Origin of the sequence: Sphingopyxis sp., assembly GCF_035998965.1 — a bacterium.
Lineage (GTDB): Bacteria > Pseudomonadota > Alphaproteobacteria > Sphingomonadales > Sphingomonadaceae > Sphingopyxis.
In genome coordinates this window covers 1-25,669 of sequence record NZ_DASYHE010000027.1, presented here as the reverse complement: position 1 = coordinate 25,669, position 25,669 = coordinate 1, and the positions used below count along the sequence as shown (strand labels likewise).

The following is a 25,669-nucleotide window of genomic DNA, read 5'->3' as shown; positions in this document are numbered from 1 at the left end:
GGTCGAGAAGACTCGAACTTCCACGGCCTTTCGGCCACAACGACCTCAACGTTGCGCGTCTACCAGTTCCGCCACGACCGCACATCATGATGGGGCCGAACGGGTCCGGCTCCGGGTAGGAGCGGGCGCCTAGCAAAGCTTTTGGAGCGATGCAAGCGAGCTACGCCGCAATTATTTTTTGCAGGTGCGAAGGCGCGGTGCCGCTTGCCACCTGCGCTTCGCCCGGCGTGTCACTGTTCGGACTCAAAAGAGTCACGCAAATGTCACGGCTCTGGCGTCAGACCGTCATCGAATCACCCTAGTGGCGTCGTCACCGGGGGCGAAACATCGTTCACCGGTGATTTTTCATCAGGGGCGCCGCTCGACCGATCTGGGGGCGCACACCGGGAACGGAGATTTTCATGGCGGCTTTCGCACGCGTTCGTATGGTCATGCTCAGCGGCGTGGCTTGTTCTATTCTGGCCGCTTGCGGTGCCGATGGCGTTGCTTCGCCGGGTGAAGGCGTGATCGTCATCCCCGCGCCGACCCCGACGCCGACGCCGACCCCCACGCCGACCCCGACCCCGCCGGCAACCGTCACCCCCGCCGCCAACTGCCCGACGATCGCCGGTCCCGACCAGCTGTCGAACCTCGGCACGATCAGCGGCCCCGGCGGCGAATGGCGCAATTGCGGCTTCCCGACCCGCTTCACCGCGACGACCGCGATTCCGAAGGTTCCTGGCGTTATCTACTCGCTGCCCGGCCGCGTCGATGTCGGCACCGACCAAGGCGCGACGAGCACCAACAATGTCGTCACCCTCACGATCGATCCGGGCGTCACCATTTTTGGCGCGACCGGCGTGTCGTTCCTGGCGGTCAACCGCGGCAACCGCATCGATGCAGTCGGCACCCCGACCCAGCCGATCATCTTTACCGGCCGCGGGAACGTCGTCGGCTCGGCGAATGACCAGACGTCGCAGCTGTGGGGCGGCGTCGTGCTGCTCGGCCGCGCGCCGATCACCGACTGTCTCGCGCCTGGCGCGACTCCCGGTACGGCAGCGTGCGAACGCGACACCGAAGGCACGTCGAACGCGCTCTATGGCGGCGCACAGCCGGCAGACAATTCGGGCCGGATGTCTTACGTCCAGATCCGCTATTCAGGCTTCGTCCTCTCGGGCAACAGTGAATTGCAGGGGCTTACCCCTTCAGGCACCGGCTCTGGCACCCAGCTTGACCACATCCAGGTTCACAACAGCTCGGATGACGGCATCGAAGTGTTCGGCGGCCGCGCGAATATGAAGCATCTGGTAATCACCGGCGCCGAGGATGACGGCCTCGACACCGACGTGGGCTACAAGGGTAACATCCAATATGTCATCGGCGTGCAGCGCGAAGGCGGTGCGGTCGGCGACTCGATGATGGAAATCGACTCGAACGGTAACGAAGACACCACGCCGCGCCAGAATGTGAACCTGTCGAACTTCACTTACATTCACCGCAACACTGCGGCGGGCAATGGTGTGTCGATCCTGGTTCGCGGCGGCGCCGACTATACTTTTGCCAACGGCTTGATCGTCGCGCCCGGCTTCCGCTGCCTCGGCTTCAACAGCGCAACGACGATCCAGGCGACCGGCCCGGACGAAGCCGGCCCGCCGCGCTTCTTCTCGGTCTCGATGCAGTGCAACGCATCGCCATTCCGTGGTACGAGCGGCGTGACCGACGCGCAGGTCGAGGCGATTTTCAACGGCGGCACGAACAACACCGTCGCCTACACGCCGACGCTGACCAACCTGTTCATCAATGGCGCGACCGAAACCGCCCGTCCGGCCTTCGATGCCAAGACGCTCAACGCCTTCTTTGACACCACCGCCTATGTCGGCGCCGTCCGCGACGCCAACGACACCTGGTACCAGGGTTGGACGTGCAATTCGTCGACGGCAAACTTCGGCACCGCCAGCGGTAGCTGCAGCGCCATCCCGACGACCTGATCGCTCGCGATCCAATTGGGGAGCGGGCACGCCTGACGGGCTGGCCCGCTCCCTTCCTGCATAATTTGGGGACTTTCCACATGACCAAGCGGCCGATCTTTGCCAGCCTGCTCCTCCTCAGCTCGGCGCTGGTAGCGCCCGCGGCGCTCGCCCAGGATGTCAGCGGCGGTGCGCCCGCATCCGACACCCCGCCCGTAACCACCGAAGCGCCCGCCAGTGATGAACCGGCGGCCGATGATCCGGCGGTGCAGGACGAGGAGGCGGATGTTTCGATCCCTGGCGGTGCCGACCAGGAAATTGTCGTGACCGGTCGCTTTACGCCGAATGTCGTCCGCGCAACCCCCGAGGTTGTTTCGGTCCTCTCCTCGGCCGACATCGCGCGCACCGGCGAAGGCGATATTTCGGGTTCGCTGCAGCGCGTGACCGGCCTGTCGGTCGTCGGCGGGGGCTTCGTCTATGTCCGCGGTCTTGGCGACCGCTATTCGCTAGCGCTGCTCAACGGCTCGCCGCTGCCCAGCCCCGAACCGCTTAAGCGTGTCGTCCCGCTCGACATCTTCCCGTCGAACGTCATCGATTCGACGCTGGTCCAGAAAAGCTATTCGGCGAACTTCCCGGGCGAATTCGGCGGCGGTGTGATCAACCTGACCACCAAGGCGATCCCGCGTGAATCTTTCTTGACCGTCAGCGGCGGTATCGGCTGGGACAGCGAGACGACGAACCAGCTTGGCTATACCTATTATGGCAGCGACACCGACTGGACCGGTTTCGACGATGGCACGCGCGATGTCCCACCGCTGCTCAAGGCCGCTTTGGCTAGCGGCAAGCCAATCCTCAACGGCGCCGATTTTACGCAGACCGACCTGAAAGCGATTATGGTCGAGTTGGTGAATGCGCCGACCACTTTGCTTCAGCAGAATAATCATATCCCGATCAACTGGTCGGCAGGCGTCACCGGTGGCACATCGATCACGCTGCCAGACGGCGAACTAGGCATCATCGCAACGGCTGGAATCAGCAACAAATGGCGCACCCGTGATGCGATCCAGCAGACATCGGTCGATCCCGAGCTGGCCGGGCCGCCGCAGACCGATTTCCGGCGTGTCATTACCGATAATCGTGTTGTCGTGAACGGGCTGCTGGGCTTTGGACTTGAGCTGGGCGAGCACAAGTTCCGCTGGACCAACCTCTATATTCGCGACACGCTAAAACAATCGCGACTGGGGCTGGGCGTCGATCAGAACGTCCAGCTTCGCGACACGCTGGTGCAGGACACGGCGTGGTATGAGCGGCAGTTGATCAACACCCAACTCGTCGGCGAATTGCAGTTCGACCAGCTAAAGCTCGACTTGCGCGGCGGCTATGCCAATTCGCAGCGCGAGGCGCCTTATGAGCGCAGCTTCACTTACATCCGCTCGAACCTCCCGCTAGATCAGGACCCGGTTGGCGACAAGTTCGTCAACGACCTTGGCGGCAACCGCGGCAGCGCGACGATCGCTTTTTCAGATCTGAATGAGGATCTGTGGTCGGGCGGCTTCGATGTGTCCTACGAACTGGCACCGCGCATTACCGCAACCGTTGGTTATGCTTATAGCGACACACACCGCACCGCAGTCCGCCGCGCGTTCCAGATCCGCGGGTCGAACCTGCCGATCGCCGTGCAGCAGCTGCGCCCCGACTATCTGCTCTCCGACGCGACGATCCAGCTGTACGATATTACGCTGGTCGAAGCATCGGCGCAGGATGGTACAGCGGCTTTTGACGCCGATCTGACGACGCACGCCGGCTATGCCCAAGTCCAGGCCGAGATTGTTTCGGGCGTCAACATCAATGCGGGGGTTCGTTACGAGGACGCCAAACAGAGCGTCGCGCCGATCGATATCTTCGGAACCGGCGGCAGCGCCATTGTTGAGACCAGCCTCAACAACAATTATTGGCTGCCCGCGGTGACGCTGACTTGGGAAGTGGCGCCCGACATGCAGTTGCGCGTCAATGGATCGAAGACGATTGCGCGTCCGCAGTTTCGAGAGCTGATCGCGCAAATCTATCAGGATCCCGAATCGAATCGCCAGTTCCGTGGCAACCCGTCGCTGATCGACAGCGAGCTGATGAACGCCGAAGTGCGGTACGAATGGTACTTCGCCAAGGATCAGCGACTGACGGTGGCGGGGTTCTACAAATCGATCGACAACCCGATTGAAACCTACACATCGATCAGCACCGACTCGGTGGCTAACTCCAGCTTCGCCAATGCGCCGAAGGCGACCCTGTACGGCGCCGAGATTGAAGCGCAGAAATATATTCCGCTCGACATCTTGTCGGATTCGCCATTTTGGGGCAGCCGCCGCTTGGTCCTGATCGGCAACTACACCTTTACCAAGTCGGAAATCAAAGTGGGGGCCGGCGACACAACGATCATCAACGGCGTGACGCTGAACGCCACCGACTTCTTCTTTGATGGATCGCCGCTCACCGGCCAGTCGGACCATCTGGTGAACGTCCAGATCGGACTGGAAGATCAGGATAGTCTGTCGCAACAGACCTTGCTGTTCACCTATGCCAGTCCGCGCGTGACCAGCCGAGGCCCGTCGGGTCAGCCCGACATTCGCGAAAAACCGGGCATTTCGCTCGACTTCGTCGCGCGGCAGGGGGTCACTCTGCTGAACAAGGAAATCGAGTTGAAGTTCGAGGCGCGTAACCTGACAGGGCGTAACTATCAGGAAGTTCAGGAAAACGGCGACAATCGCGTCTTCCTCAACCGCTACAAGCTCGGCCGGACCTTCTCGCTGAGCGCGTCGCTGAAGTTTTGATGGATGTATAAGTCCCTCCCCTGAAGGAGAGGGGCTTCACGACGGCCAACCGCCGCACCAGACTCGCCCGCTCGTCAAAAAACTGTAATCTTCCCGTCAACTGATTGTCACCAATCGCCCCTAGGCGATTCGCGACGGCAACTTCAGCCTCAGGGGGACAGAGACAATTTCATGGCGACGCTGATGTCCGGATCGGCCTTCAGGCTGCCGCGCGGCTTGCCGACGTGGCTGCGCGCAGGTCGGCGCTCACCGCGCGAGATCGGGCCGCTGCTGCTTGCCGCGTTGCTGGGCGCCCTATTGATCTGGCAGCTCGTCCGCCTGCTCTGGACGATCATCACCCCGCTGTCGCCGCTCGGCGCGTGGCAGCCGCAGGCCGCGGTCATCGCCTCGCCCGCCGAACGCCGCGCACTGTTTGCCAGCTTCGACCCCTTCTTTCGCAGCGCGCCGCAGGGTCCGGCTTCGGCCACCGTCACCGCGCTGGGCCTGACCTTGTTCGGCATCAACATCAACGAAGCGACCGGCGGCGGCTCGGCGATCATCGCGGGCGAGGACGGGGTGCAAACCAGCTATGCCGTTGGCGACGAGATTGCCCCGGGGGTGAAGCTCGTAGGCGTCGCCTTCGACCATGTGCTGCTCGACCGCGGCGGTGCGCGCGAAAGCCTGTTCCTCGACCAAAGCGGCGAAGCGGCGGTCGCGGCCCCGGCGACGCCGCTGCCTTCGCCCACCCCCGAAGTCGGATCGACGGCGACTGCCGGGGTGAGCGCCAGCGGCGAAATGTCGCCCGCGACACTCAAGGCGGGGGTGGGCTTTGCGCCGCGCGCCGAAAATGGCCGCGTCACGGGGCTGGTCGTCCAGCCGCAGGGCGACGGCGCGGTGTTCCGCGCCGCGGGACTGCGCCCGGGCGACGTCATCCGCTCCGTCAATGGCCGTCCGATAGGATCGGCCAGCGATGCCGCCGCGCTCGCCAATCAAATCGCACCCGGCGCACGCATATCGCTCGAAGTCGAACGCGGCGCCAGCGTCGTTCCCGTCGCCATCTTCTTGTCAAAGTCCTAGAAATCATGCGCCTGAAACTGTCCCTGATGCTCGCCGCCGCGCTCGTTTCCGCCACGCCGGCGCCCGCGGTCGCCCAATATACCCTCAACGTCCGCGAGGCCGATATCCGCGCCTTCATTCAGGATGCAGCGCGGATCACAGGGCGCACCTTCGTGATCGACGGCCGCGTCAACGGCAAGGTGTCGGTGGTGACCGACCGGCCGCTGTCGCGCAGCGAGTATTTCGAGATTTTCCTCTCGACCCTGCGCTCGAACGGCCTTGTTGCCGTGCCCGGCCCCAATGGCAGCTACCGCGTCCAGCCGATCGATGGCGCTGCCGCGCAGCCCGGCCGCATCGGCAGCAGCGGCGCGGCGCAGAATCAGTTTGTCACCGAAATCATCCGCCTGCGCCATATTGACGCCGTCGCCGCGGTGGAAACGCTGCGCCCGTTGGTCAGCGCGCAAGGCTCGCTGACCGCCAACCGCAACGCCAACAGTCTGGTCGTCGCCGACTTTGCCGACAATATCCGCCGCATCCGCGCGCTGGCGTCGAGCATCGACCGCGACAGTTCGACCAGCCAGATCGTCACGCTGAAAAACGCCGGCGCGCGCGAAATTGCCGCGGCGCTGACCGCCTTGGTCCCCGCGGCGGGCGAGGGGGCGCGGGCGCCGGTCGCGATCGTGCCGATCGACAGCAGCAACGCGATCGCGCTGCGCGGCGATCAGGCGATGGTCGCGCGCTTTGTCGCGATGGCGGCCGATCTCGATCAGAAGGCGGCGGGCGGCACCGAATTGCGCGTCTATTGGCTCGAACATGCCAATGCCGAAACGTTGCTGCCCACGATTCAGCAACTGGTCGGCGGCGGCAGCGACCCGGCGCAAAAGGCGGGTCTGCCGCCTGCCACGGATTCGTCGTCGTCGGGCGGTAACAGCACCCCGACGCCTGCGCCCGCGCCGACCGCCAATGTATCGACCGGCGGCTCGGGGGGCAGCATCGCAACCCGCGGCCCGGCGATTGTCACCCGCTACGAGGGCGCCAACGCGATCATCGTTGCCGCCAACAGCGACGTGCAGCGCATGCTCGGCGAGTTGATCCGCCAGCTCGACAGTCGGCGGCAACAAGTATTGGTCGAGGCGATCGTCGTCGAGATCGGTGACGACGCGGCCAAGCGGTTGGGGGTCCAATTCCTGCTTGGCGGCAAGAATATCCCCTTTATCGCGACCAGTTACAGCAATGCGTCGCCCAACATCCTGACCCTCGGCGGCGCCTATGCAGCGAACGAATTGTCGCAGCAGACGACGACGGTCAATGGCAACACGACGGTGACCCAGACCAACAGCTCGCTGGGCAACAGCTTGCAGGAGGCCGCCGCTGCGTCGCTGCTGCAAGCCACTGGCGGTTTCGCGGGTTTTGCGGGCGATATCGGCAAGAACACGATCTTCGGCGCGATCATCAACGCGGTGAAATCGGACACGACGTCGAACCTGCTTGCCACCCCGCATATCGTCACCCTCGACAATCAGGCGGCGAAATTCCTCGTCGGCCAGGACGTCCCGATCACCACCGGCGAACAGCTTGGCGACAATTTCGAAAACGCCTTCCGCACCGTTCAGCGCGAAGAAGTCGGGATCAAGCTGGAAGTGACGCCGCAGGTCAATGGCGCGGGCGAGGTCAAGATGTTCCTGCGCCAGGAAGTGTCGAGCGTCGCCGGCCCGGTGTCGTCGCGCAATAGCGACCTCATCCTGAACAAGCGTTCGTTCGAAACCGTGCTGACCGTCGATGACGGCGAAATCCTGGCGATCGGCGGGCTGCTCAACGATGACGAGCGCAAGACGATCGAGCGCATTCCGCTGCTCAGCGACATTCCCTTGCTTGGCGAATTGTTCAAGTCGCGCAGCCGGACGCGCTCGAAAACCAATCTGATGGTGTTCATCCGCCCGACGATCCTGCGCAATCGCGAAGATAATGCGGCGCTGACCGCACGGCGTTACGGCTATATCCGCGACTTCCAGTTGCAGCGTAATCCCGACGTGGAACCCGCAATCGATACGCTGGTGCGCGATTATCTGGGCGCAGTGCCGCCGGTGCCGACCGAGGCGACCGCCGCCGACATCACCGTCGGCCCGGTCAACCTGCCCGAACTGCGCGGTCCCGATGGCCGGGTGATTTCGACCGATGTGCCGCCGTCGATCTCGAACGCGCCCGCGCCGCCGACCGGAGACTATCCGTGAGCGATCCCGAACCGATCGTCGCGCCCGCAGCGCCGGTCGACATTCCCTATGGCTTTGCGCGCCAGCATGGCGTGGTGATCGCGCCCGGAGAGGGTGGTGCGTGGCAGGCAACCTTGCGTGAGGATGCCGATCCCGCGGTGCTGATCGAAGTGAAGCGCTATCTGGCGCAGCCGTTGCGTGTCGTGACGGCCAGTGTCGCCGACTTCGACCGCTTGCTGTCGGACCATTATGCTGTCGACAGCTCCGCCGCCGCGATGGCGGGGTCGGTCGGCAACAACGACATCGACTTCAGCCTGCCCAGCGCCGAAGACCTGCTCGACAGCGCCGACGATGCTCCCGCAATCCGGCTGATCAACGCGATCATCGCCGAGGCGGTGCGGCAGGGGGTCAGCGATATCCATATCGAACCCTATGAAAGCGGACTCGTGGTGCGGATGCGCACCGATGGCGTGCTGCGCGAGCATCTGCGCATGCCCCCGCACGTCGCGCCCGTGGTGGTGAGCCGCATCAAGGTGATGGCGCGCCTCGACATCGCCGAGCGCCGCGTGCCGCAGGACGGCCGCATCGGGCTGACGCTCGCGGGCAAGGCGGTCGACGTGCGCGTCTCGACCTTGCCCAGCCGCGCGGGCGAGCGCGTCGTGATGCGTATCCTCGACAAAGATGCGGCGGGGATCGATTTCGACGTCCTCGGCCTGTCGGGCACTTCCGACCAGATTTTGCGCGAGGCGCTCGCCGAACCCAATGGCATCATCCTCGTCACCGGGCCGACCGGATCGGGCAAGACGACGACGCTCTACGCGGCGCTCAAACAACTCAACGACGGCCAGCGCAATATCCTGACCGTCGAGGATCCGGTCGAATATGCCGTAGACGGGGTCGGCCAGACGCAGGTGAACAGCAAGGTTGGGCTCGATTTCGCCGCCGGCCTGCGCGCGATCCTGCGCCAGGATCCCGACGTCGTGATGGTCGGCGAAATCCGCGACCGCGAAACCGCCGACATTGCGGTTCAGGCGTCGCTGACCGGCCACTTGGTGCTGTCGACCGTCCACACCAATGATGCCGTCGGTGCGATAACCCGCCTGAAGGATCTGAAAGTCGAACCCTTCCTGCTCGCCTCGACCCTGCGCGCCGTCATCGCGCAGCGGCTGGTCCGTAAACTTTGCGACCATTGCCGCGAACCGGTGCAGGCCGACAACAGCGTCGCCGCGATGCTGGGGCTCGACATCGGCACCGTCATCTGGCGCCCCAAAGGATGCGAGCAGTGCGGCGGCACCGGCTACAAGGGCCGTATCGGCGTATTCGAGGCGATCAAGGTCGACGACACCGTTCGCCGCTATATCTACAACGGCGGCGACGAGGCGATGATCACGCGCCACGCCTTCCTGAAATCGCCGACGCTCGCCTCGGCAGCGCGCGCGATGGTCGCCAAAGGGCTGACAACTGCCGAAGAGGCGATCCGCATCGCGCGGCGCGAGGAAATCGATGCCTGATTATCGCTATGTGGCGATCGATCCCCAAGGCCGCGAGCGCAAGGGGCGGCTGACCGCCGCCAACGACGATGCCGCCCGCGCCGATCTGGTGCGGCGCAAATTCCATATCGTCGCGGTCGAGGCGGCGGGCGCGAAGCCCGCCAGCCGGTCGCTGCTCGCGTTCCGCCGCGTGCGGCTCAGCAGCAAAGACCTTGCACTGTTCACCCGCCAGCTGGCGACGCTGGCCGAAGTCGCGCCGCTCGAAGAGGCGCTGCGGACCTTGACCCGGCAGAGCGAGGCCGAGAGCGCCCGCACCATCATCGGCGACGTCCATGCCGGGCTTCTCGAAGGCCGCCGCCTCGCTGACGCAATGGCGCGCCAGCCCGCCAGCTTCCCGCCGCTCTATCGCGCCATGGTTGCGGCGGGCGAAACGACGGGCAGCCTGACAACGATTCTCGCGCGCCTCGCCGACCTGCTCGAACGTCAGGCCGAGGTGCGCGGCAAACTGATCGCGGCGCTCGCTTACCCAATCGTGCTGGCGGTCGTCGCAATCGGCGTCGTGGCGGCGCTGATGATCTTTGTCGTCCCGCGCGTCGTCGAACAATTCACCGACGTTGGCCAGCAACTGCCCTTTCTGACCCGCGCGGTGATCGCGATCTCCAGCTTTGCCGCCGACTGGTGGTGGCTGATTGCGTTGCTGCTCGCCGCCGCAAGTTTTGGCTGGGTCTCCGCAATGCGCCGACCGGCGTTCAAGGCGCGGGTCGATGCGCGGCTGCTGCGGCTGCCGCTGTTCGGGCGCCTGCTTCGCGATCTCTATGCGGCGCGCTTTGCGCGCACCTTGGCGACGATGGTGTCGAGCCGCCTGCCGCTCGTCGACGGCCTGCGCCTGACTCTGCCGACGATCCGCAACGCCGCGCTCGCCAGCGCCACCGCCGCGATCGTTGATCAGGTCCGCGCCGGGGGCAGCCTGTCGGCGGCGCTGCGCGATGCCGGGGTGTTCCCGCCGCTGCTCGTTTACATGACCGCCAGCGGCGAAAGCGCCGGAAGGCTGGAAGTTATGCTCGAACGCGCCGCCGATTATCTGGAGCGCGAATTCGACCGCTTCACGGCGGCTTCGATGGCGTTACTCGAACCTGTCATAATAGTCCTTATGGGGTCATGCGTTGCCCTGATCATCCTCGCCATTCTGCTGCCGATCCTTCAGTTGCAGAATCTTGCCGGAATATAATAAATGTCGCTGATGCAGCTTTTCATTCGCCTAATGCTCGACACCTCCTTCTCGGGGGAGGGTCGCGCGCCGGTCCACCGCCGCCGCAAACGCGACGAGCGCGGCTTTACCCTGACGGAGCTGATGGTCGTCATCTTCATCATCGGACTGCTCGCCACCGTGGTGATGATCAACGTCCTGCCCAGCCAGGACCGCGCAATGGTGACCAAGGCCAAGGCCGATATCGCGACGCTGGAGACAGCGCTCGAACAATATCGTCTCGACAATTTGACCTATCCGGCGTCGACCGACGGGCTGAACGCGCTCAGCACGCCGCCGCCGTCGCTCGCGCAGCCCGAGCGGTACCGCCGCGGCGGCTATATTAAGAAGCTGCCCGCGGATCCGTGGGGACGTCCCTATAATTATCAGGCGCCCGGGCCGAACGGGAAGGCGTTCGACGTCTGGTCGCTCGGTGCCGACGGCGCCCCCGGCGGGACCGACGACAATGCGGATATTCGCAGCGAAGGCTAAGGCGCGCGCGCGTCGCGAGGCCAACGGTTTCACACTCGTCGAACTGATGGTGGTGCTGGCTATCATGGCGCTGGCCGCGACCGCCGTCGTGCTGACGATCCCCGGCCAAGATCGCAGCGTGCGCAGCGAAGCCGACCGGCTCGCCGCCCGGTTGGCCGGCGCACGCGACATTGCGGTGATCGAAGGGCGCAGCGTTGCGGTCAACTTCGCTCCCTCGGGTTACGGATTCGAGCGGCGGATCGCGGGCGAATGGCAGCCGCTGCCCGGCCGCGCTTTTGCACAGCGCAACTGGCCAGGCGACGTCCGTTTTGCCGCGGGCGACGGACAGGGCGCGGCGCGCATATTGTTCGACCGGGTCGGCACCAGCCCAACCCCGCAGGTCGTTGTGCTGAGCGGCGGGGATGCGCGCGAGATCGTGCGTGTGTCGGCGACCGGGGAGGTCAGCCGTGGCGAATGAGCGTGCCAAAGAAATGCAAAGCGGCTTCACCCTGCTCGAAATGCTCGTCGCGCTCAGCGTCATCAGCATCGCCGCGCTGACGCTGGTCCGCCTCGACGCCTTTGCCGTGCGCACCGCGGGCGACCTCGACGAAAGCACGATCGCTGGCATCGTTGCGCAAAACCGCGCGGTGGAACTGTGGACCGATCCGGCACCGCCGACGATCGGCAACAGCGCGATTGGTGTCGCCAATGCCGGGCGCAACTGGCGCGTCGAACAGCGGGTGGCGCGGACCGCCGACGACAGCCTGCTGCGCATCGACCTGATCGTCCGCCCCGAAAGCGGGCGCGGTCAGGCGGCGTTGACGATTATTCGGCCAAGCCGATGAGTTTTGGTACTCACCCCCTGATCCCGTTCGCCCTGAGCTTGTCGAAGGGCTGTTCTTTCTTTTCGACGTCGCAAAGAAATAACAGCCCTTCGACAAGCTCAGCACATACGGAAAAAGGGGAGACCCGAGATTTCGGGGGGCAAAGCGGTTTCACCCTGATCGAAATGCTCGTCGCGCTGTCGCTGTTCGCGGCGATTGCGGCGATCGGAGTTGGGTTGCTGCGCAGCAGCGTTGATACGCAGGATGCGGTGCAGACGCGGCTAAAGGCGATGGGCGGGATCAACCGCCTGCGCGCGGTGATGGCGAATGATCTGGCGCAGGCGGTCCAGCGATCGACGCGCGGGCCGGCGGGCGAGGCGGTGCCTGCCTTCGTCGGGTCATCGACGGGCTTTGCCTTCGTCCATGGCGGCGCAGCGGCGCTCGACGGGTCGCTGCGTCCCGCAGTCGAACGGGTCGCTTATGCCCTCGTCGGCCGCGAATGGCGGCGCGCGACGCAACCGATGCTCGACGGCACCGCGCTGAGCGAAGGCGACCGGCTCTTGCGCGACGTCGCCACGGTTGCGGTGCGCTATCGCGACGACACCGGCAATTGGGGCGACAGCTGGAGCTCCGAACCCGGCGACCGCCTTCCGCGCGCGGTCGAGGTGCGGGTGTCGCGCAGCGGGCGGGAGGCGCTGACGATGTTGTTCCTGACCGCGCCGACGCTGCCGCCCCCGCCCACGGTGGCCGAGAACCCGGCGCCATGATCCGCCGTCCGCTCAATGAGCGCGGTGCCGCGCTGCTCACCGTATTGCTGCTTGTCGCAGTGATGGCGGTGATCGCGGCGACCGCGCTCGACCGGCTGACGCTGGCGACGCGGATCGCCGGCAGCGCGGCGACGGTCGACCAGGGCCGGGCTTATAGCTTTGCCGCCGAGCAGATCGCGCTGCGCCGCGTCGCCGATCTGGTCGGGCGCGACCCCGCGAAGTTGACGCTCGCGGGCGAGTGGCTGGGGCGCGAGTTCGTCTTGCCGTTGCCGAATGGGAGCGGCAGCGCGCGGCTGTCCGACGCGAACAATTGCTTCAACCTCAACAGTCTGGTCGCCGAGGCGGTGCCGGGACGATTCAGCCAGCGATCGGGGTCGATGCGCCAGTTCGGCGAGTTGATGGTGTTGCTCGGGATCGACGCCGCGCAAGCGCAGGCAATTGCTGGCGCCACCGCCGACTGGATCGACAGCGACAGCAACGACGGCCCGCTCGGCGCCGAGGATAATGTCTATCGGTCGCTGCCGGGCGCTTATCTGGCCGCGAACCGCAAGATGGCCGATATCAGCGAATTGCGCGCCGTCCGAGGCGTTAGCCCCAAAATTTACGCGCGGCTCAAACCCTGGATCTGCGTGTTGCCTGTGACCGACCCGGTGCGGCTGAACGTCAACACGCTGGCGCCCGAACAGGCGCCGCTGGTGGCGATGCTGCTGCCCGGTGAAATGACGCTCGCCGACTCCCGTGCAGCGCTGGCGGCGCGCCCCGCGGGCGGCTATGGCAGCAGCGTGCGATTCTGGGAGTCAGGCCCGCTCGCGCAGTTCGACCCGCCGACCGAGGTGGCCGAACAGGCTGGGGTGACCAGCCGCTGGCTTACGCTGACGACGAATGTGACGATGGGGGACGGGTTTTTGACGGCAGTTTCGCTCATCGACGCTAACGGCGGCGCGCCGTCCGCTGGACAGGCGCCCCCGGTGATCGTCCGACGAAGCTGGGGCGAAAGCGACTGATATGAGCCGCACTTTGGTTCTGTGGTTGCCGCCGGTGGCGACGCTGGGTGACGAGAACGCCCGCCCGCCTGCTTGGCTGCGGGTCGACGATGGTGTCATCGTGGACAGCGGGCAGGACGATGGCTGGGTCGACGCGTGGGAAAAGCCGCAGGATGATAGTCCCGACGACCGGCTGATCGCGCTGGCGCCCGCCGCCGACGTGCCTTTGCGCTGGCGGCATTATCCCGATGCGGCGCCGGCGCAGGCGGCATCGGCGGCACGGGTTGATACGTTAAAGGACAGTCTGGGCGACGGCGCTTTGCTGCATATCGTCGCGGGCCAGCCGATCGAAGGCGGGCAGGCGGTGCCGGTGGCGGTGACGACGCACGCGGCGATGACGGCGTGGTCCGACTGGCTCAAGGCGCGCGACCTGTCGCCCGCGGCGATCATCCCGGCGGCTGCCGCGGTGCCGCCGCCCGAACCTGACAGCCTGTGGTCCGCCGAGGTTGGCGGCGAGCAGATCGTGCGGGCCGCCGATCATGCCTATCTGTCCGATCCCGAACTCGACCCGCTGATCGCGGGCGGTCACCCAATTGCGCCGCTTGATCCCGACCGGATGCGCGAGGCGTTGCTGATGACGCTGGCTTCGCCGCCGCTCGATTTGCTCAGCGGTGGTTGGAAGCCGAAGCGCAGCTGGTCGCTCGACCCGGCGCGGCTCCGGCTGGCCAAGCGGCTGGCGATCGCGCTGCTTGTCGTCAGTCTGCTGATCCCGATCGTCCATGCCGTGCGCCTGTCATCCGACACCAGCCGTGCCGATGACGCAGTCGTCGCGATGGCCAAAAGGGCTGGGGTGACCGCGCCCGACGCCACCGCAGCCGAGGCTGAACTCGATCGCCGGCTCGCGGCGGCGGGCGGCGGTCCGCTGGCGTTTTCGGTCCCGGCGTCGGCGCTATACGATGCGATGCGCGACACGCCGGGCGTCGCGCTTAAAACGCTGTCGCACCGCACCGACGGGACGCTGACCGCGACGCTCGCGGCGCCGCGTGTAGAGGACATCAACGCGGTGCTGCTCGCGCTCCAGGCCCGCGGTTACCGCGTCACGGCGCAGCCGATGGCGGGCAGCGACGGCCAGCAGATGGCGAATATCACGATCCGGGCGGTGCCATGACCGAGCGACTGAAAAACTGGTGGCTGGGTCTGTCGCAGCGCGAACGATGGCTAGTTGGCATCGCGGGCGTGCTGGCGCTGGGCGTCCTCCTGTGGGGGCTTGGCCGTCCTGCCTATGCGGCATTTGTCGATCTCGAAAACCAGCATCGCGCGGCGATAGAGCGCGAAGGTCGGGTCGCGGCGAAGGTGCAATTGCTGGCGGCGCGGCCCGCGAAATCGGTTGCGACCGCGGTCGATGCGGTCGCCATTGATCAATATCTCGCGCAGTCAGCAAGCGAGATCGGGCTGACGCTCGACCGCAACGAGGCGCGTGGGCAAGGGCAGGCGACGATCGCGATTGCCACCGCGCGCGCGCCGGTGCTCACCGACTGGCTGGCGTCGCTTGAGGGGCAGGGTTTTGTCATCGATCAGCTGACGATCACTCCCGCTGCCGACGGCACCGTCGGGCTGACCGCCGAACTCAGAAAGGGCGGCCAATGAGCGCGCGCCAACGCTGGAGCATCGTGGCGCTGTTGCTGGCGCTGATCCTGATCGTCGCGACCTTCCCGATGCGGCTGGCGCTGGCGTGGGCGGGCGCGACCGATGCCGGGGTGACCGCGCGCGAGGTGCGCCGGTCGGTGTGGGCGGGCGAGCTGGTCGAGGCGCGGCTGGGCGCGCTGCCGCTCGGTACCGTGCGCGCCAGCCTGTCGCCGCTGGCACTGCTCGGCGGCGATACCGAGCTTGCTTTTTCGCGCACCGACGAGCGGCTTGGCGCGCTTTCGGGGCGGCTGCACGGCAGCAATCCGCGCGGGGTGTCCGACGTCAATGGCACGACGTCGATGTCGGGCGGGCTGGGGATGATCCCGGTCGATACGATCCGCTTCGAGGGGGCGACGCTGCGCTTCGATGGCGCCGGAAAATGTGCCAGCGCGAGCGGTCGGATCCAGCTGGCGGTGACCGCCCCGATCGCGGGGCTCGACCTGTCGCGCGGCTTGTCGGGGCCGCTGAGGTGCGTCAATGGGCGGGCGCAGGCGGCGCTGGCCAGCCAGTCAGGGATGGAACGGCTGACCTTATCGTTTGACGGCAGCGGCGCTTACCGCGCCCAGTTCGCGATCAATGTCGACCGCGACCCGGCGATGGCGGCGGCGCTGGCGATGCTGGGCTTCAAGGCCGGTTCGGGCGGTTTCGTGCTGGCGACCACGGGCCGCTTCTGACGTGGCGATCCTCGATGCCTTGCCCTTTGGCATGGGCGTCGCTTTTGCCGCGCTGATCGGACTGGTTCTCGGCAGCTTTATCGCGACTTTGGTGCTGCGCTGGCCCGCGGGGCGTTCGGTGTTCGGGCGGTCGCGGTGCGATGGCTGTGGGCGGGTACTTAGCGCGGTCGATCTTGTGCCGCTGGTGTCGGCGATGGTGGTGCGTGGATGTTGTCGAAGGTGCCGCGCAGCGATTGATCCGTTTCACTGGCGGGTCGAGTTGGGGTCGGCGCTGATCGGCAGTTTTGCGCTGGTGATGATGCCGGGGACGGCCGGCTGGATGTGGGCATTGTTCGGCTGGATGTTGCTGCCGCTTGCGCTGCTCGACGCGCGACATTTCTGGCTGCCTGATCGGTTGAGTGCGCTCTTGGCCGTCACCGGCCTTGTCTTAGCGGGGCCATTGCTCGGTGCGCCGTTGCTCGATCGCTGGATCGGTGCGCTGGCGGGCGGTGGAGCGCTGGCGCTCATAGCCTGGGCTTATCGCCGTGCGCGCGGTGGGGAGGGCATGGGGGGCGGCGATCCCAAGCTGGTGGCGGCGATCGGGTGCTGGATTGGCTGGCAGGCGCTGCCGCTGATGCTCCTGCTCGCGAGCCTTGGCGGCATCGTCTGGGCGCTTGCCGCGCAACGAAAAGGGGACCAGCCGCTGGCGCAGCGGCGGATCCCCTTTGGTGTCTTTGCCTGCACTGCCGCGTTCGCGACGGTGCCGCTGTGGCCGTTGATCAGCGGCCGATGACGACCGTCACCGCGCGGCGGTTCTTGGCATAAGCTTCCTCAGTCGATCCGATTTCGGCCGGACGTTCCTTGCCATAGCTGATGACGCTGATCCGCGACGGATCGACGCCGAGCGAGGCGAGATAGTTTTTCGCGGCATTGGCGCGGCGTTCGCCGAGCGCGATATTGTAATCGCGGGTGCCGCGTTCGTCGGCATGACCTTCGAGCGTGACGCGGACCGCGGGGTTGCGCTGCAACCATTGTGCCTGGCCCTGCAGCGTCGCCATGTCGGCGCTGTCGACATTATATTGGTCGAAATCGAAGAAGATGCGGTCGCCTTCGAGGCCGACGCTGGCGAGGAAATCTTCCTGCGACCCCGGGATCACCCCGGTGTTCACGCCGGTTTCGGTGCCCGTTCCTTCAGGCGCCGGAGGGAGCGTGTCCGGCGCCTTTTTAGAGCAAGCGCCAACAGCAAGCATGGTGATCGCCGCAATCATTGCGGTTGTTTTGCGTATCGTCATGTCTTCTGTCCTCTTGTAGTTGCTGGAAAAATTTCGTTTCGGCCTATTTTATGGCCGTTTCATACCATTATGGGAACCCTGAGGGCCGTTTTTGGTTCCGCGTTTTTTCACGGCAGCACCGGTCCCCAGCTGGGGTCCGATCCATCCTGCGGGGTCGGCAGGCGGCGCAGGTTCACCCCGGTCAGATCGACCTGCCAAAGGCTCGACTTGCCGTCGCGCCCCGGGGTGGTGCGGAAAAACTGGATGACGCGGCCGTTCGGCGACCAGGTCGGCGCCTCGTCCTGCCAGCTGTTGGTCAGCATCCGGACGCTGCCGCCGGTCGGGGTCATCACTCCGATGCGAAACTCGCCGCCACCCATGCGGGTAAAGGCGATCAGGTCGCCACGCGGCGACCATTCGGGGGTCGCGGCGCGCCCGCCGCCAAAGCTGATCCGCTGCTGGTTCGACCCGTCGATGTTCATCGTATAGATTTGCTGGCTGCCCGACCGATCGCTTTCGAACACGATCTTCTTGCCATCGGGCGAAAAGCTGCCGCCGACGTCGATGCCAGGGGTGCTGGTCAGCCGCACCGGGGTGCCGCCGTTCGCCGAGATGCGATAGATGTCGGTGTTGCCACCGACCGCCATCGAATAGAGGATCTGGGTGCCGTCGGGCGACCAGCGCGGGGCAAAGGTCGCATTGCTGCTTTCGGTGACCAGCTTCTGCTGCCCGCTGGCGATGTCGTAAATGAACACGCGGACGCGGTTGTTCAAATAGCTGACATAGACGATCTTTTTGTAATCGGGCGAAAATCGCGGTGAAATCGCGAGTGCCTGACCATTGGTGATAAAGCGGTGGTTGCCGCCGTCGCTGTCCATGATCGCGAGGCGCTTGATGCGGTTCCCCTTGGGCCCGCTCTCGGCGATGTAGGCGACGCGGCTGTCAAAGAAGGGTGCCTCGCCCGACAGGCGCGAATAGATGGCGTCGGCGCATTTGTGCGCGGCGCGGCGCCAGTCCGACGGCTGGATTTCAAACCCCTTGCGGACAAGTTCGCTGCCCAGCGCTGTGTCATAGAGGTAACAGCCGACGACGAGCCCGCCGGTGCCGCTGGCATCGACAAAGCCGTGCACGACATTTTCGGCATTGCGCGCCTGCCAGTCGGCAAAGCGCGGCGCCTGCACCTCGGCGCGCGTGATCGCACGGAGGCCGCCTGGGCCGACGGGTTGATAAAGGCCGCTGCGTTCGAGATCGGCGGCGATGACTTCGGCGATCTGGCGGCCCAGGCTGTCGGTGCGCAGGCCCGCAACGGTCTGCACCGACGAGGTTGCCAGCGACGGGATGGCGATGACGGTGCGTTCGTTCGACAGCGTGCCTTCGATCGTTTCACGCGGCTCGGTCGGAGCCACCGCGGGCGGGGCAGGGGTGGTCTGGCCGAACACCGGGCCGGTGGTCAGGAGCAGAGCCAGCGAGAGGCCAATCGGACGGAGGAACATGATGCTTACCTCTTGATGAAATCGAGCGTGTAATTCTGCCAGAAGCTGTAGTTTTCTTCGGGCAGATCGAAGGGTGCGGCAAGTTCGACGGCGCGTTTGGCGCATTCCTGATGCCGCTGGACCAGATTCTTGTTGCTGTCGTTCTGTCCAGTTGTGGTGACGCTGGTAAATCCACCCAAGGCGCCCGAAGTGGTCAGGCGAAACTTAACTTCGGTTTCCAGTTTATCAGCATCAAAGCCACTGACCTGGCATCGATCCCAGCGGGGGCCAACCTTTGCCTTGATGCTGACGTCGATCGAGCGGCGCACCTCGGCGGCGGTAGCTGCGGCAGGGGCGCCCTTGCTGGCGGGGGCTTTGGGCTGTGTTTTGGACAGCCCCTCGGCGATGCCGTCAAGGCGTCCGGTCGGACGCGCGGGGCGATCCTTGGCCGGGGGCGCTTTGGGCGCGGCCTTTGGCTGAGCCTTGGCGGCGGCGGGCGGAGTTTGCTTCGGCTGCGGCTTGGGCTGCGCGACCTGTTTCGGGGTGGGCGCGGGCGTCGGGCGGACGATCGGTTCGGGCTGCGGCGGCGCGGGCATCGGTTCAGGGGCGGCGATGTCGACCGCTTCCTCCTCGCCCAGCCTCGCCGCAGGCGGGCTTTCGCTGATCACCGGGGCGGTCGATTGCACCGCGGTCTCGGCAATCAGGTCGACCTCCATCGGCGGGTTTTCGAAACGCCGTTCGCCCGCGGTCCACTGGACGGAGAGAAGGCCGATGATCACGATATGCGCCGCCACCGCGATGGCAAAGCCGCGTCCCTCGTTCCCCCTCTCTGCCCGTGCTGCGGCCATGATATGACCCTATTGCCCCGTTTCTGAACCGTCGGTGACCGCGGCTGCGGCGGGCGGCGCGCTGTCCGCGCTGCCTTCAGCGCCCGTGGTCACTAGCGAAATCCGCGTCAGCCCGGCGCGGTTGAGTTCGCCCATGACGCGCATGACGCGGCCATAATCGAGCCCCTTGTCGGCGCGCAGCATGATCTGGCGCGGCTTGTCCTCGCCTTGGCGTTCGCGCGCGATGGCGTCGAGCCGCGCCGGAAGCTCGGCCTCTGGCACCACCTCCTCGCCGATATAGAGCGTGTCGTCGGCGTTGATCGACAGCTGCACCGGTTCCTGCTCCTCGGTCTCGATCGGTTTGGCGCGGCTTTCGGGCAGATCGATCGGCACGGCGGAGGCGAGCAGCGGCGCGGTGATCATGAAAATGATCAGCAGCACGAGCATGACATCAACGAGCGGGGTGACGTTGATATCGGCGATCGGGGCGCGGCGATGGCCGCGGCCGCGTCGCCCGCCGATGCCGCCGGAGGGACCGGTCATGCCCATCAGGCTTCGACCTCGAGCTCGCGGCTGAACGTCGCGTGCAGCCCGTCGGCGAAGCGGCCGAGGCGCGATTCGAGCCGGTTGAGGCGATGCGAAAAGGCGTTGTAGGCGATGACCGCGGGGATCGCGGCGAACAGGCCGATCGCGGTTGCGAACAGCGCCTCGGCGATGCCCGGAGCGACGACCGCCAGACTGCTGTTGTTGCTCGCCGCAATCGCGGTGAAGCTGCGCATGATGCCCCACACGGTGCCGAACAGCCCGACGAAGGGCGCGACCGAGCCGATGGTGGCCAGCGTGCCGATCTTTTCGGCGAGCCGGTCAACCTCGCCCGCGACCGCCGAGTTCATCGCGATGCCGAGGCGTTCGCGCGTGCCGTCGCGGTCGATGATCTTGCTCTTTGTCGACCGGCGCCATTCGCTGATCCCCGCGGCCAATACCTTGGCGCTCGGCAATTCCTCGCCGCTGTTCTTGTCGAAGAATTTGTCGATATTGTCGGCGCGCCAGAAATCGCGTTCGAAGTTTTCGGATGCCCGCATCAATTTGCTGACGCTCCGCCCATGGGTGAAGATGACCGCCCAGACATAGATCGACGCCAGCAGCAGCCCGATCATCACCGCTTTGACGATGATATCGGCTTGCAGGAACAGCGCGACCGGGGACAGGGTCGCCGCGTCGGCGGCCAGCGAGATATTGTCTAGCAAGGGAAATTCTCTCCATTCATGATGGCGGTAAAGCGGTCGGCCCAGCCGGCGGGCTGGCGGCGCGGCCGACCCTCGGGCGACAGAAAGGCGGCGGTGACGTGCCCGTCGGTGAGTGTCTCGCCGGTTAACGTGTCAATTCCGCGAAGGATGCGCTGCGCGATGATCACGCTGGCGCCGCGCACCGCCTGAACCGTGCTGACGACGAGCAGGTCGTCGTCGAGCTTCGCCGGGCGGCGGTATTTGATGCTGAGGTCGGTGACCGCCCAGCTGCCGTCGCCCGCCTCCATTGCGGCGCGCTGGTCGATGCCCGCGATGCGCAGCATGTCCGACCGCGCGCGTTCCATATAGCGCAGGTAATTGGCGTGATAGACGATGCCGCTGAGGTCGGTGTCCTCGAAATAGACGCGCGCCCGGTAGTGATGCGCCGCCTCGACGAAGGCGCCGGGGATGAAGGGGGGCGGGGCGTTTACCATGGGGTTGATCGATAGCGGGCCTTCGACTCGTCGCAAACCCCTGATCAACGGTTCGTCGCAGATGGGGGCCGTTTGGTGGGAGATGATGAGGGGAATGCGCCATATTCCCGCGTGCGTCGTGCCCCTGCGCAGGCAGGGGCCCATCACCGGCCGTTTCGTTGCTGAGCTGCGTCTGCTTTAAGGATTGATGAGGTCAGTTCATCTCACTCGCCATCGCGAGCGAAGCGAAGCAATCCAGGGCGGTTTACGCTACTCTGGATTGCCGCGTCGCCTTCGGCTCCTCGCAATGACGATCCTGATTGAAGTCGTGCTGCGTTTGTGTGGCGGCAGGTGAGGGGCCCCTGCCTTCGCAGGGGCGCGGTCACTTGCCGTTGTCGAACAGTCCGTCCTGCGAGCCCGCGGGTGGATTAAGCCCCAGATGCTTCCACGCGCTGGCATTCAGCATCCGCCCGCGCGCGGTGCGCGCGATCAGGCCGACCTGGAGCAGATAGGGTTCGATCACATCCTCGATCGTGTCGCGCGGTTCGGACAGGCCCGCCGCCATCGTCTCGACCCCGACCGGGCCGCCGCGATAGATATCGGCGATCATCGTCAGGTAGCGCCGGTCCATTGCGTCGAGCCCGAGCGCGTCGACTTCGAGCCGGTTGAGCGCGGCGTCGGCGGCCTTGGCATCGACAATGGCATGGCCCGCCACGGTCGCGAAATCGCGCACCCGGCGCAGCAGCCGCCCGGCGATGCGCGGGGTGCCGCGCGAGCGTTTGGCGATTTCGAGCGCGCCGTCGGATGCGATCGGCAGCGCCAGCAGGCGCGCGGCGCGGGTGATGACCTGCTCCAGCTCGCCATGCGTGTAGAAATTGAGCCGCACCGGAATGCCGAAGCGGTCGCGCAGCGGCGTCGTCAGCAGGCCCTGCCGCGTCGTCGCGCCCACCAGCGTGAACTTCGGCAGGTCGATCCGCACTGACCGCGCCGACGGCCCTTCGCCGATCATGATGTCGAGCGCGCGGTCCTCCATCGCGGGATAGAGGATTTCCTCGACCGCGGGTGACAGGCGGTGGATTTCGTCGATGAACAGCACGTCGCCGTCTTCGAGATTGGTGAGCAGCGCGGCAAGGTCGCCCGCCTTGGCGATCACCGGGCCGCTGGTCGAACGGAAGCCGACACCGAGCTCGCGCGCGACGATCTGCGCCAGCGTCGTCTTGCCGAGGCCGGGCGGGCCGTAGAAGAGCACATGGTCGAGCGCATCCGACCGCGATTTGGCGGCCTCGATGAATATCCGCAAATTCTCGCGCGCCGCCGCCTGGCCGACGAATTCGGCGAGCGTCTTGGGGCGCAGCGCGGCGTCGGCGTCCTCGGGGGTGCGGATGGGGGTGGTGAGGTCGGTCACCTCGCGGCTTTCTTGAGCGCCACGCGGACCAGCGCATCGAGATTCGAGCCCGCGCCCAATTCCTCGCTCGCCGCGGCGACCGCAGCGCTCGCTTCGCCGGGTTTGAAGCCGAGGCCGGTGAGGGCGGTGACGGCGTCGGCGAGGGGGCCGGGGGTGGTGGATATGTAGGACGTGCCGCTGCCCGCTATGCCGCCGAGCGCCCCGGCCTTGTCTTTCAATTCATGCGTGATCCGCTGTGCTAGCTTCGGGCCGACGCCGTTGGCGCGCGCGATCATCGCGCTGTCACCTCTGGCGAGCGCGCGTTGCAGATCGGTGATTTCGAGCGCCGACAGGATCGCGAGCGCGACCTTGGCGCCGACGCCCTGGACGCTGGTGAGTAGGCGGAACCAGTCGCGTTCCTCGGCCTTGGCGAAGCCGAGCAGGCGCAGGAAATCCTCGCCGACGAGCATTTCGGTGTGGATGGTGACGGTGCCGCCGGTGGGACCGAGCGCGTCGAGCGTGCGTGCCGATGCCTCGACCAGATAACCGACGCCGCCGACGTCGATCACCGCATGGCCTGCGCCGCTGGAGTCCAGCCGTCCGGTGAGTTTCGCGATCATTCACTGTGCGTAGCGCGGGGGGAATGAAAAGGGAACAGTTTCCCTTCGTCGTCATGCCGGACTTGATCCGGCATCCCTCGCCGCCTCGCCGCATGGACCCCGGATCAAGTCCGGGGTGACGAAGGGTTAGTATCGCGGGCGATGGTTCGCGTGGCAGATCGCAACCGCCAGTGCGTCGGCCGCATCCGGGCCTGCGACCTTCGCGCCGGGGAGCAGCACGCGCAGCATCGCCTGCACCTGTTCCTTCGCCGCGCCGCCCGTGCCGACGATCGCTTTTTTGACCAGTCGCGGGGCATATTCGCCGACGGGCAGCCCGGCGCGCGCGCAGCCGAGCAGGACGACGCCGCGCGCATGGGCGAGCTTCAGCGTCGATTGGGGATTGTCGTTGACGAACACTTCCTCGACCGCGGCGCACATTTTTTCAGTGGAGTTTTGGGGCGCATGGTCGGCGATCACCGCCGCCAGCGCCGTGTCGAGATGGGCGAGACGGTCGGGCAGGGGGGCTTTGGCGTCGGTCTTGATCTGCCCGTTGGCGATGTGGCTGATTCGGCTGCCCTCGACGCGGATGACGCCCCAGCCGGTGCAGCTGAGCGAAGGGTCGAGGCCGAGGATGATCATGAGATTCCCTCTCCCCTTGGGGGAGAGGGTTGCGCAGACTTGCGGGCTCTGCCCGCTAGTCGCAGCTGGGTGAGGGTATGGCGACGCCACATCCCCTCACCAAGTCCGGCTAGCCAGACAAGCTGGCAAGCCTTCCTATCCTCTCCCCCAGGGGGAGAGGATTTCATCAACCCAATTTCTCCATCACCGCGTCGGGGATTTCGTAATTGCCCCACACGGTCTGGACATCGTCGTCGTCGTCGAGCGTGTCGATCAGCTTGAACAAAGTCTGCGCGGTCGCTTCGTCGGTGATTTCGCTTTTCAGCGTCGGGCGCCATGCGAGCTTCACGCCTTCGGCCTCGCCCAGCTTGGCTTCCAATGCTTTGGCGACTTCGTGCAGGCAGTCGATTTCGGTCCAGATGTCGTGGCCGTCCTCGGACGATTCGACGTCGCTGGCGCCCGCGTCGAGCGCCGCTTCGAACACGGTGTCGGCGTCGCCCGCCTTGGCGGGATAGCTGATCAGGCCCAGGCGGTCGAAGCCATGCGCGACGCTGCCCGACGTGCCGAGATTGCCGCCGTTCTTGGCAAAGGCGGTGCGCACGTTGGTGGCGGTGCGGTTGCGGTTGTCGGTCAGCGCCTCGACGATCAAGGACACGCCGCCGGGGCCATAGCCTTCGTAACGGATTTCTTCGTAATTATCCCCGTCGCCGCCGCTCGCCTTGTCGATCGCGCGCTGGATATTGTCCTTGGGCATCGACTGCGCCTTGGCGGCATTGACCGCGGCGCGCAGGCGCGCGTTCGCGTCGGGATCAGGCAGACCCATTTTCGCCGCCACGGTGATTTCGCGGCTGAGCTTCGAAAAGAGGCTGCTGCGCTTTTTGTCCTGCGCACCCTTGCGGTGCATGATGTTCTTGAATTTGCTATGGCCGGCCAAGCCACCCTCCATCGGTCAATTTGAAAGCTGGCGCCGCCCTACCGCGGCGGCCGACAAGAGACAACCGCGTCAGAGAACGACCGCGGTCCCCGACGCGCTGACCATCAGCATCGATCCGTTCTGGCCGAGCACTTCATAGTCGAGGTCGACGCCGACCACGGCATTGCCGCCAAGGCGGGCGGCTTCGGCTTCCATTTCGCTGATCGCTTCCTTGCGGGCGCGGGAGAGGACGTCTTCATATTTGCCCGAGCGGCCGCCGACGATGTCGGTGATGCTGGCAAACAGGTCGCGAAACAGGTTCGCGCCGACGATCACTTCGCCGGTGACGATGCCCAGATATTCGCGGGCCGGACGGCCTTCGACAGTGTTGGTGGTGGTGCTGAACATCGTCACTCTCCTTTGCTGAAAATGGCTGAGGCTCAGTCGATGCCGAGCGCCGATTTATAGACATCGAGGATCGCTTCCATTTCCTTGCGGTCGTTGACCGGCAATTTGCGCAGGCGAACGATCTGGCGCATGATCTTTGGATCGTAACCCTGCGATTTCGCTTCGTTATAGGTGTCGCGAATGTCGTCGGCGACGCCTTTTTTCTCTTCTTCCATCCGTTCGATGCGCTCGATGAAAAGGCGCAGTTGTTCGTCGGATACGGTGGCTTCGCTCATTTTATGCTCCGGTGATTGGGATGATGCGGCGCGAGAATCGCGGTTGGCGCGTCCCTAAAGCCCC

27 protein-coding genes are annotated in these 25,669 nt (G+C 65.6%); 15 read left to right on the top strand and 12 right to left on the bottom strand.

Annotated elements, in window-relative coordinates:
* Nucleotides 1–401 precede the first annotated feature (401 nt).
* The 15 genes from VGN68_RS03510 to VGN68_RS03440 all read left to right on the top strand — a co-directional run bounded on the left by VGN68_RS03510 (nucleotide 402) and on the right by VGN68_RS03440 (nucleotide 16,932).
* The gene (locus VGN68_RS03510; RefSeq protein WP_327473931.1) at nucleotides 402–1,967 is read left to right on the top strand and encodes a hypothetical protein; all 1,566 of its coding nucleotides are present in this window, start codon (nucleotides 402–404) and stop codon (nucleotides 1,965–1,967) included.
* Nucleotides 1,968–2,047: 80 nt separating this feature from the next.
* Nucleotides 2,048–4,774: a TonB-dependent receptor domain-containing protein gene (locus VGN68_RS03505; protein ID WP_327473929.1), complete on the top strand. Its 2,727-nt coding sequence runs from the start codon at nucleotides 2,048–2,050 to the stop codon at nucleotides 4,772–4,774.
* Between the two features lie 183 nt (nucleotides 4,775–4,957).
* The gene (locus VGN68_RS03500) at nucleotides 4,958–5,830 is read left to right on the top strand and encodes a type II secretion system protein N (RefSeq protein ID WP_327473927.1); all 873 of its coding nucleotides are present in this window, start codon (nucleotides 4,958–4,960) and stop codon (nucleotides 5,828–5,830) included.
* A 5-nt stretch (nucleotides 5,831–5,835) separates the two neighbouring features.
* Nucleotides 5,836–8,040, top strand: a complete 2,205-nt coding sequence (gene gspD, locus VGN68_RS03495; RefSeq protein ID WP_327473925.1) for a type II secretion system secretin GspD — start codon at nucleotides 5,836–5,838, stop codon at nucleotides 8,038–8,040.
* Nucleotides 8,037–9,530 carry a type II secretion system ATPase GspE gene (gspE, locus tag VGN68_RS03490; protein WP_327473923.1) on the top strand — a complete coding sequence of 498 codons (1,494 nt, stop codon included), beginning with the start codon at nucleotides 8,037–8,039 and terminating at the stop codon, nucleotides 9,528–9,530. Before gspD ends, gspE begins: the two co-directional genes overlap by 4 nt.
* Nucleotides 9,523–10,737 (top strand): type II secretion system inner membrane protein GspF, encoded by a 1,215-nt coding sequence (gene gspF, locus VGN68_RS03485; protein ID WP_327473921.1) that lies wholly within the window; start codon nucleotides 9,523–9,525, stop codon nucleotides 10,735–10,737. The genes gspE and gspF overlap by 8 nt, the downstream gene beginning before the upstream one ends.
* Before the next feature lie 33 nt (nucleotides 10,738–10,770).
* Nucleotides 10,771–11,247 carry a type II secretion system major pseudopilin GspG gene (gene gspG / locus VGN68_RS03480; protein ID WP_414711738.1) on the top strand — a complete coding sequence of 159 codons (477 nt, stop codon included), beginning with the start codon at nucleotides 10,771–10,773 and terminating at the stop codon, nucleotides 11,245–11,247.
* A complete protein-coding gene (locus tag VGN68_RS03475) occupies nucleotides 11,222–11,704 on the top strand; it encodes a GspH/FimT family pseudopilin (protein WP_327473918.1) in 483 nt (160 codons plus the stop codon). The genes gspG and VGN68_RS03475 overlap by 26 nt, the downstream gene beginning before the upstream one ends.
* Complete coding sequence (gspI, locus tag VGN68_RS03470) at nucleotides 11,694–12,071, top strand: type II secretion system minor pseudopilin GspI (protein ID WP_327473916.1); 378 nt, start codon at nucleotides 11,694–11,696, stop codon at nucleotides 12,069–12,071. The genes VGN68_RS03475 and gspI overlap by 11 nt, the downstream gene beginning before the upstream one ends.
* Nucleotides 12,068–12,817: a type II secretion system minor pseudopilin GspJ gene (gene gspJ, locus VGN68_RS03465; protein WP_327473914.1), complete on the top strand. Its 750-nt coding sequence runs from the start codon at nucleotides 12,068–12,070 to the stop codon at nucleotides 12,815–12,817. Before gspI ends, gspJ begins: the two co-directional genes overlap by 4 nt.
* On the top strand, nucleotides 12,814–13,821 hold the full coding sequence (gene gspK, locus VGN68_RS03460) for a type II secretion system minor pseudopilin GspK (protein ID WP_327473912.1): 1,008 nt from the start codon (nucleotides 12,814–12,816) through the stop codon (nucleotides 13,819–13,821). Before gspJ ends, gspK begins: the two co-directional genes overlap by 4 nt.
* Nucleotide 13,822: 1 nt before the next feature.
* The gene (gene gspL, locus VGN68_RS03455; RefSeq protein WP_327473910.1) at nucleotides 13,823–14,968 is read left to right on the top strand and encodes a type II secretion system protein GspL; all 1,146 of its coding nucleotides are present in this window, start codon (nucleotides 13,823–13,825) and stop codon (nucleotides 14,966–14,968) included.
* Complete coding sequence (gene gspM / locus VGN68_RS03450) at nucleotides 14,965–15,447, top strand: type II secretion system protein GspM (RefSeq protein ID WP_327473908.1); 483 nt, start codon at nucleotides 14,965–14,967, stop codon at nucleotides 15,445–15,447. The genes gspL and gspM overlap by 4 nt, the downstream gene beginning before the upstream one ends.
* A complete protein-coding gene (gene gspN, locus VGN68_RS03445; protein ID WP_327473906.1) occupies nucleotides 15,444–16,160 on the top strand; it encodes a type II secretion system protein N in 717 nt (238 codons plus the stop codon). Before gspM ends, gspN begins: the two co-directional genes overlap by 4 nt.
* 31 nt (nucleotides 16,161–16,191) lie before the next feature.
* Nucleotides 16,192–16,932, top strand: coding sequence for a prepilin peptidase (locus VGN68_RS03440; protein WP_414713001.1), 741 nt, complete (start codon nucleotides 16,192–16,194; stop codon nucleotides 16,930–16,932).
* On the opposite strand, the gene pal is transcribed toward VGN68_RS03440, so the two are convergent.
* The 12 genes from pal to VGN68_RS03380 form a co-directional block, all read right to left on the bottom strand.
* Entirely contained in the window at nucleotides 16,919–17,431 is a 513-nt protein-coding gene (gene pal, locus VGN68_RS03435; RefSeq protein ID WP_327473901.1) for a peptidoglycan-associated lipoprotein Pal, read from the bottom strand. The two genes, VGN68_RS03440 and pal, sit on opposite strands and share 14 nt — an antisense overlap.
* A gap of 107 nt (nucleotides 17,432–17,538) precedes the next feature.
* A complete protein-coding gene (gene tolB / locus VGN68_RS03430) occupies nucleotides 17,539–18,903 on the bottom strand; it encodes a Tol-Pal system beta propeller repeat protein TolB (RefSeq protein ID WP_327473899.1) in 1,365 nt (454 codons plus the stop codon).
* A 5-nt stretch (nucleotides 18,904–18,908) separates the two neighbouring features.
* A complete protein-coding gene (locus tag VGN68_RS03425; RefSeq protein ID WP_327473898.1) occupies nucleotides 18,909–19,730 on the bottom strand; it encodes a hypothetical protein in 822 nt (273 codons plus the stop codon).
* Nucleotides 19,731–19,739: 9 nt separating this feature from the next.
* The gene (gene tolR / locus VGN68_RS03420; RefSeq protein WP_327473896.1) at nucleotides 19,740–20,258 is read right to left on the bottom strand and encodes a protein TolR; all 519 of its coding nucleotides are present in this window, start codon (nucleotides 20,256–20,258) and stop codon (nucleotides 19,740–19,742) included.
* Nucleotides 20,258–20,956: a protein TolQ gene (gene tolQ / locus VGN68_RS03415; protein ID WP_137752634.1), complete on the bottom strand. Its 699-nt coding sequence runs from the start codon at nucleotides 20,954–20,956 to the stop codon at nucleotides 20,258–20,260. The genes tolR and tolQ overlap by 1 nt, the downstream gene beginning before the upstream one ends.
* Complete coding sequence (locus VGN68_RS03410; RefSeq protein ID WP_327473890.1) at nucleotides 20,950–21,429, bottom strand: YbgC/FadM family acyl-CoA thioesterase; 480 nt, start codon at nucleotides 21,427–21,429, stop codon at nucleotides 20,950–20,952. The genes tolQ and VGN68_RS03410 overlap by 7 nt, the downstream gene beginning before the upstream one ends.
* A gap of 361 nt (nucleotides 21,430–21,790) precedes the next feature.
* A complete protein-coding gene (gene ruvB / locus VGN68_RS03405; protein ID WP_293703952.1) occupies nucleotides 21,791–22,813 on the bottom strand; it encodes a Holliday junction branch migration DNA helicase RuvB in 1,023 nt (340 codons plus the stop codon).
* Nucleotides 22,810–23,412 carry a Holliday junction branch migration protein RuvA gene (ruvA, locus tag VGN68_RS03400; RefSeq protein ID WP_327473884.1) on the bottom strand — a complete coding sequence of 201 codons (603 nt, stop codon included), beginning with the start codon at nucleotides 23,410–23,412 and terminating at the stop codon, nucleotides 22,810–22,812. The genes ruvB and ruvA overlap by 4 nt, the downstream gene beginning before the upstream one ends.
* A 126-nt stretch (nucleotides 23,413–23,538) precedes the next feature.
* Nucleotides 23,539–24,030, bottom strand: a complete 492-nt coding sequence (gene ruvC / locus VGN68_RS03395) for a crossover junction endodeoxyribonuclease RuvC (protein ID WP_327473882.1) — start codon at nucleotides 24,028–24,030, stop codon at nucleotides 23,539–23,541.
* Nucleotides 24,031–24,196: 166 nt separating this feature from the next.
* Nucleotides 24,197–24,943: a YebC/PmpR family DNA-binding transcriptional regulator gene (locus tag VGN68_RS03390; protein WP_327473880.1), complete on the bottom strand. Its 747-nt coding sequence runs from the start codon at nucleotides 24,941–24,943 to the stop codon at nucleotides 24,197–24,199.
* 69 nt (nucleotides 24,944–25,012) lie between these two features.
* Nucleotides 25,013–25,330: a YbjQ family protein gene (locus VGN68_RS03385; protein WP_327473878.1), complete on the bottom strand. Its 318-nt coding sequence runs from the start codon at nucleotides 25,328–25,330 to the stop codon at nucleotides 25,013–25,015.
* A gap of 32 nt (nucleotides 25,331–25,362) precedes the next feature.
* Nucleotides 25,363–25,605: a DUF2312 domain-containing protein gene (locus tag VGN68_RS03380; protein WP_088441254.1), complete on the bottom strand. Its 243-nt coding sequence runs from the start codon at nucleotides 25,603–25,605 to the stop codon at nucleotides 25,363–25,365.
* Nucleotides 25,606–25,669 lie beyond the last annotated feature (64 nt).

What these genes read in the sequence shown, in the direction of transcription:
- gspM (WP_327473908.1), top strand. Translation starts at nt 14,965, where the DNA reads ATGACCGAGCGACTGAAAAACTGGTGGCTGGGTCTGTCGCAGCGCGAA.
- VGN68_RS03505 (WP_327473929.1), top strand. Translation starts at nt 2,048, where the DNA reads ATGACCAAGCGGCCGATCTTTGCCAGCCTGCTCCTCCTCAGCTCGGCG.
- pal (WP_327473901.1), bottom strand. Translation starts at nt 17,431, where the DNA reads ATGACGATACGCAAAACAACCGCAATGATTGCGGCGATCACCATGCTT.
- VGN68_RS03440 (WP_414713001.1), top strand. Translation starts at nt 16,192, where the DNA reads ATGGGCGTCGCTTTTGCCGCGCTGATCGGACTGGTTCTCGGCAGCTTT.
- gspN (WP_327473906.1), top strand. Translation starts at nt 15,444, where the DNA reads ATGAGCGCGCGCCAACGCTGGAGCATCGTGGCGCTGTTGCTGGCGCTG.
- tolR (WP_327473896.1), bottom strand. Translation starts at nt 20,258, where the DNA reads ATGGGCATGACCGGTCCCTCCGGCGGCATCGGCGGGCGACGCGGCCGC.
- gspD (WP_327473925.1), top strand. Translation starts at nt 5,836, where the DNA reads ATGCGCCTGAAACTGTCCCTGATGCTCGCCGCCGCGCTCGTTTCCGCC.
- gspG (WP_414711738.1), top strand. Translation starts at nt 10,771, where the DNA reads ATGCTCGACACCTCCTTCTCGGGGGAGGGTCGCGCGCCGGTCCACCGC.
- gspF (WP_327473921.1), top strand. Translation starts at nt 9,523, where the DNA reads ATGCCTGATTATCGCTATGTGGCGATCGATCCCCAAGGCCGCGAGCGC.
- tolB (WP_327473899.1), bottom strand. Translation starts at nt 18,903, where the DNA reads ATGTTCCTCCGTCCGATTGGCCTCTCGCTGGCTCTGCTCCTGACCACC.
- VGN68_RS03410 (WP_327473890.1), bottom strand. Translation starts at nt 21,429, where the DNA reads ATGGTAAACGCCCCGCCCCCCTTCATCCCCGGCGCCTTCGTCGAGGCG.
- ruvA (WP_327473884.1), bottom strand. Translation starts at nt 23,412, where the DNA reads ATGATCGCGAAACTCACCGGACGGCTGGACTCCAGCGGCGCAGGCCAT.
- VGN68_RS03380 (WP_088441254.1), bottom strand. Translation starts at nt 25,605, where the DNA reads ATGAGCGAAGCCACCGTATCCGACGAACAACTGCGCCTTTTCATCGAG.
- VGN68_RS03510 (WP_327473931.1), top strand. Translation starts at nt 402, where the DNA reads ATGGCGGCTTTCGCACGCGTTCGTATGGTCATGCTCAGCGGCGTGGCT.
- VGN68_RS03385 (WP_327473878.1), bottom strand. Translation starts at nt 25,330, where the DNA reads ATGTTCAGCACCACCACCAACACTGTCGAAGGCCGTCCGGCCCGCGAA.
- gspK (WP_327473912.1), top strand. Translation starts at nt 12,814, where the DNA reads ATGATCCGCCGTCCGCTCAATGAGCGCGGTGCCGCGCTGCTCACCGTA.
- gspJ (WP_327473914.1), top strand. Translation starts at nt 12,068, where the DNA reads ATGAGTTTTGGTACTCACCCCCTGATCCCGTTCGCCCTGAGCTTGTCG.
- VGN68_RS03500 (WP_327473927.1), top strand. Translation starts at nt 4,958, where the DNA reads ATGTCCGGATCGGCCTTCAGGCTGCCGCGCGGCTTGCCGACGTGGCTG.
- VGN68_RS03475 (WP_327473918.1), top strand. Translation starts at nt 11,222, where the DNA reads ATGCGGATATTCGCAGCGAAGGCTAAGGCGCGCGCGCGTCGCGAGGCC.
- gspL (WP_327473910.1), top strand. Translation starts at nt 13,823, where the DNA reads ATGAGCCGCACTTTGGTTCTGTGGTTGCCGCCGGTGGCGACGCTGGGT.
- ruvC (WP_327473882.1), bottom strand. Translation starts at nt 24,030, where the DNA reads ATGATCATCCTCGGCCTCGACCCTTCGCTCAGCTGCACCGGCTGGGGC.
- VGN68_RS03425 (WP_327473898.1), bottom strand. Translation starts at nt 19,730, where the DNA reads ATGGCCGCAGCACGGGCAGAGAGGGGGAACGAGGGACGCGGCTTTGCC.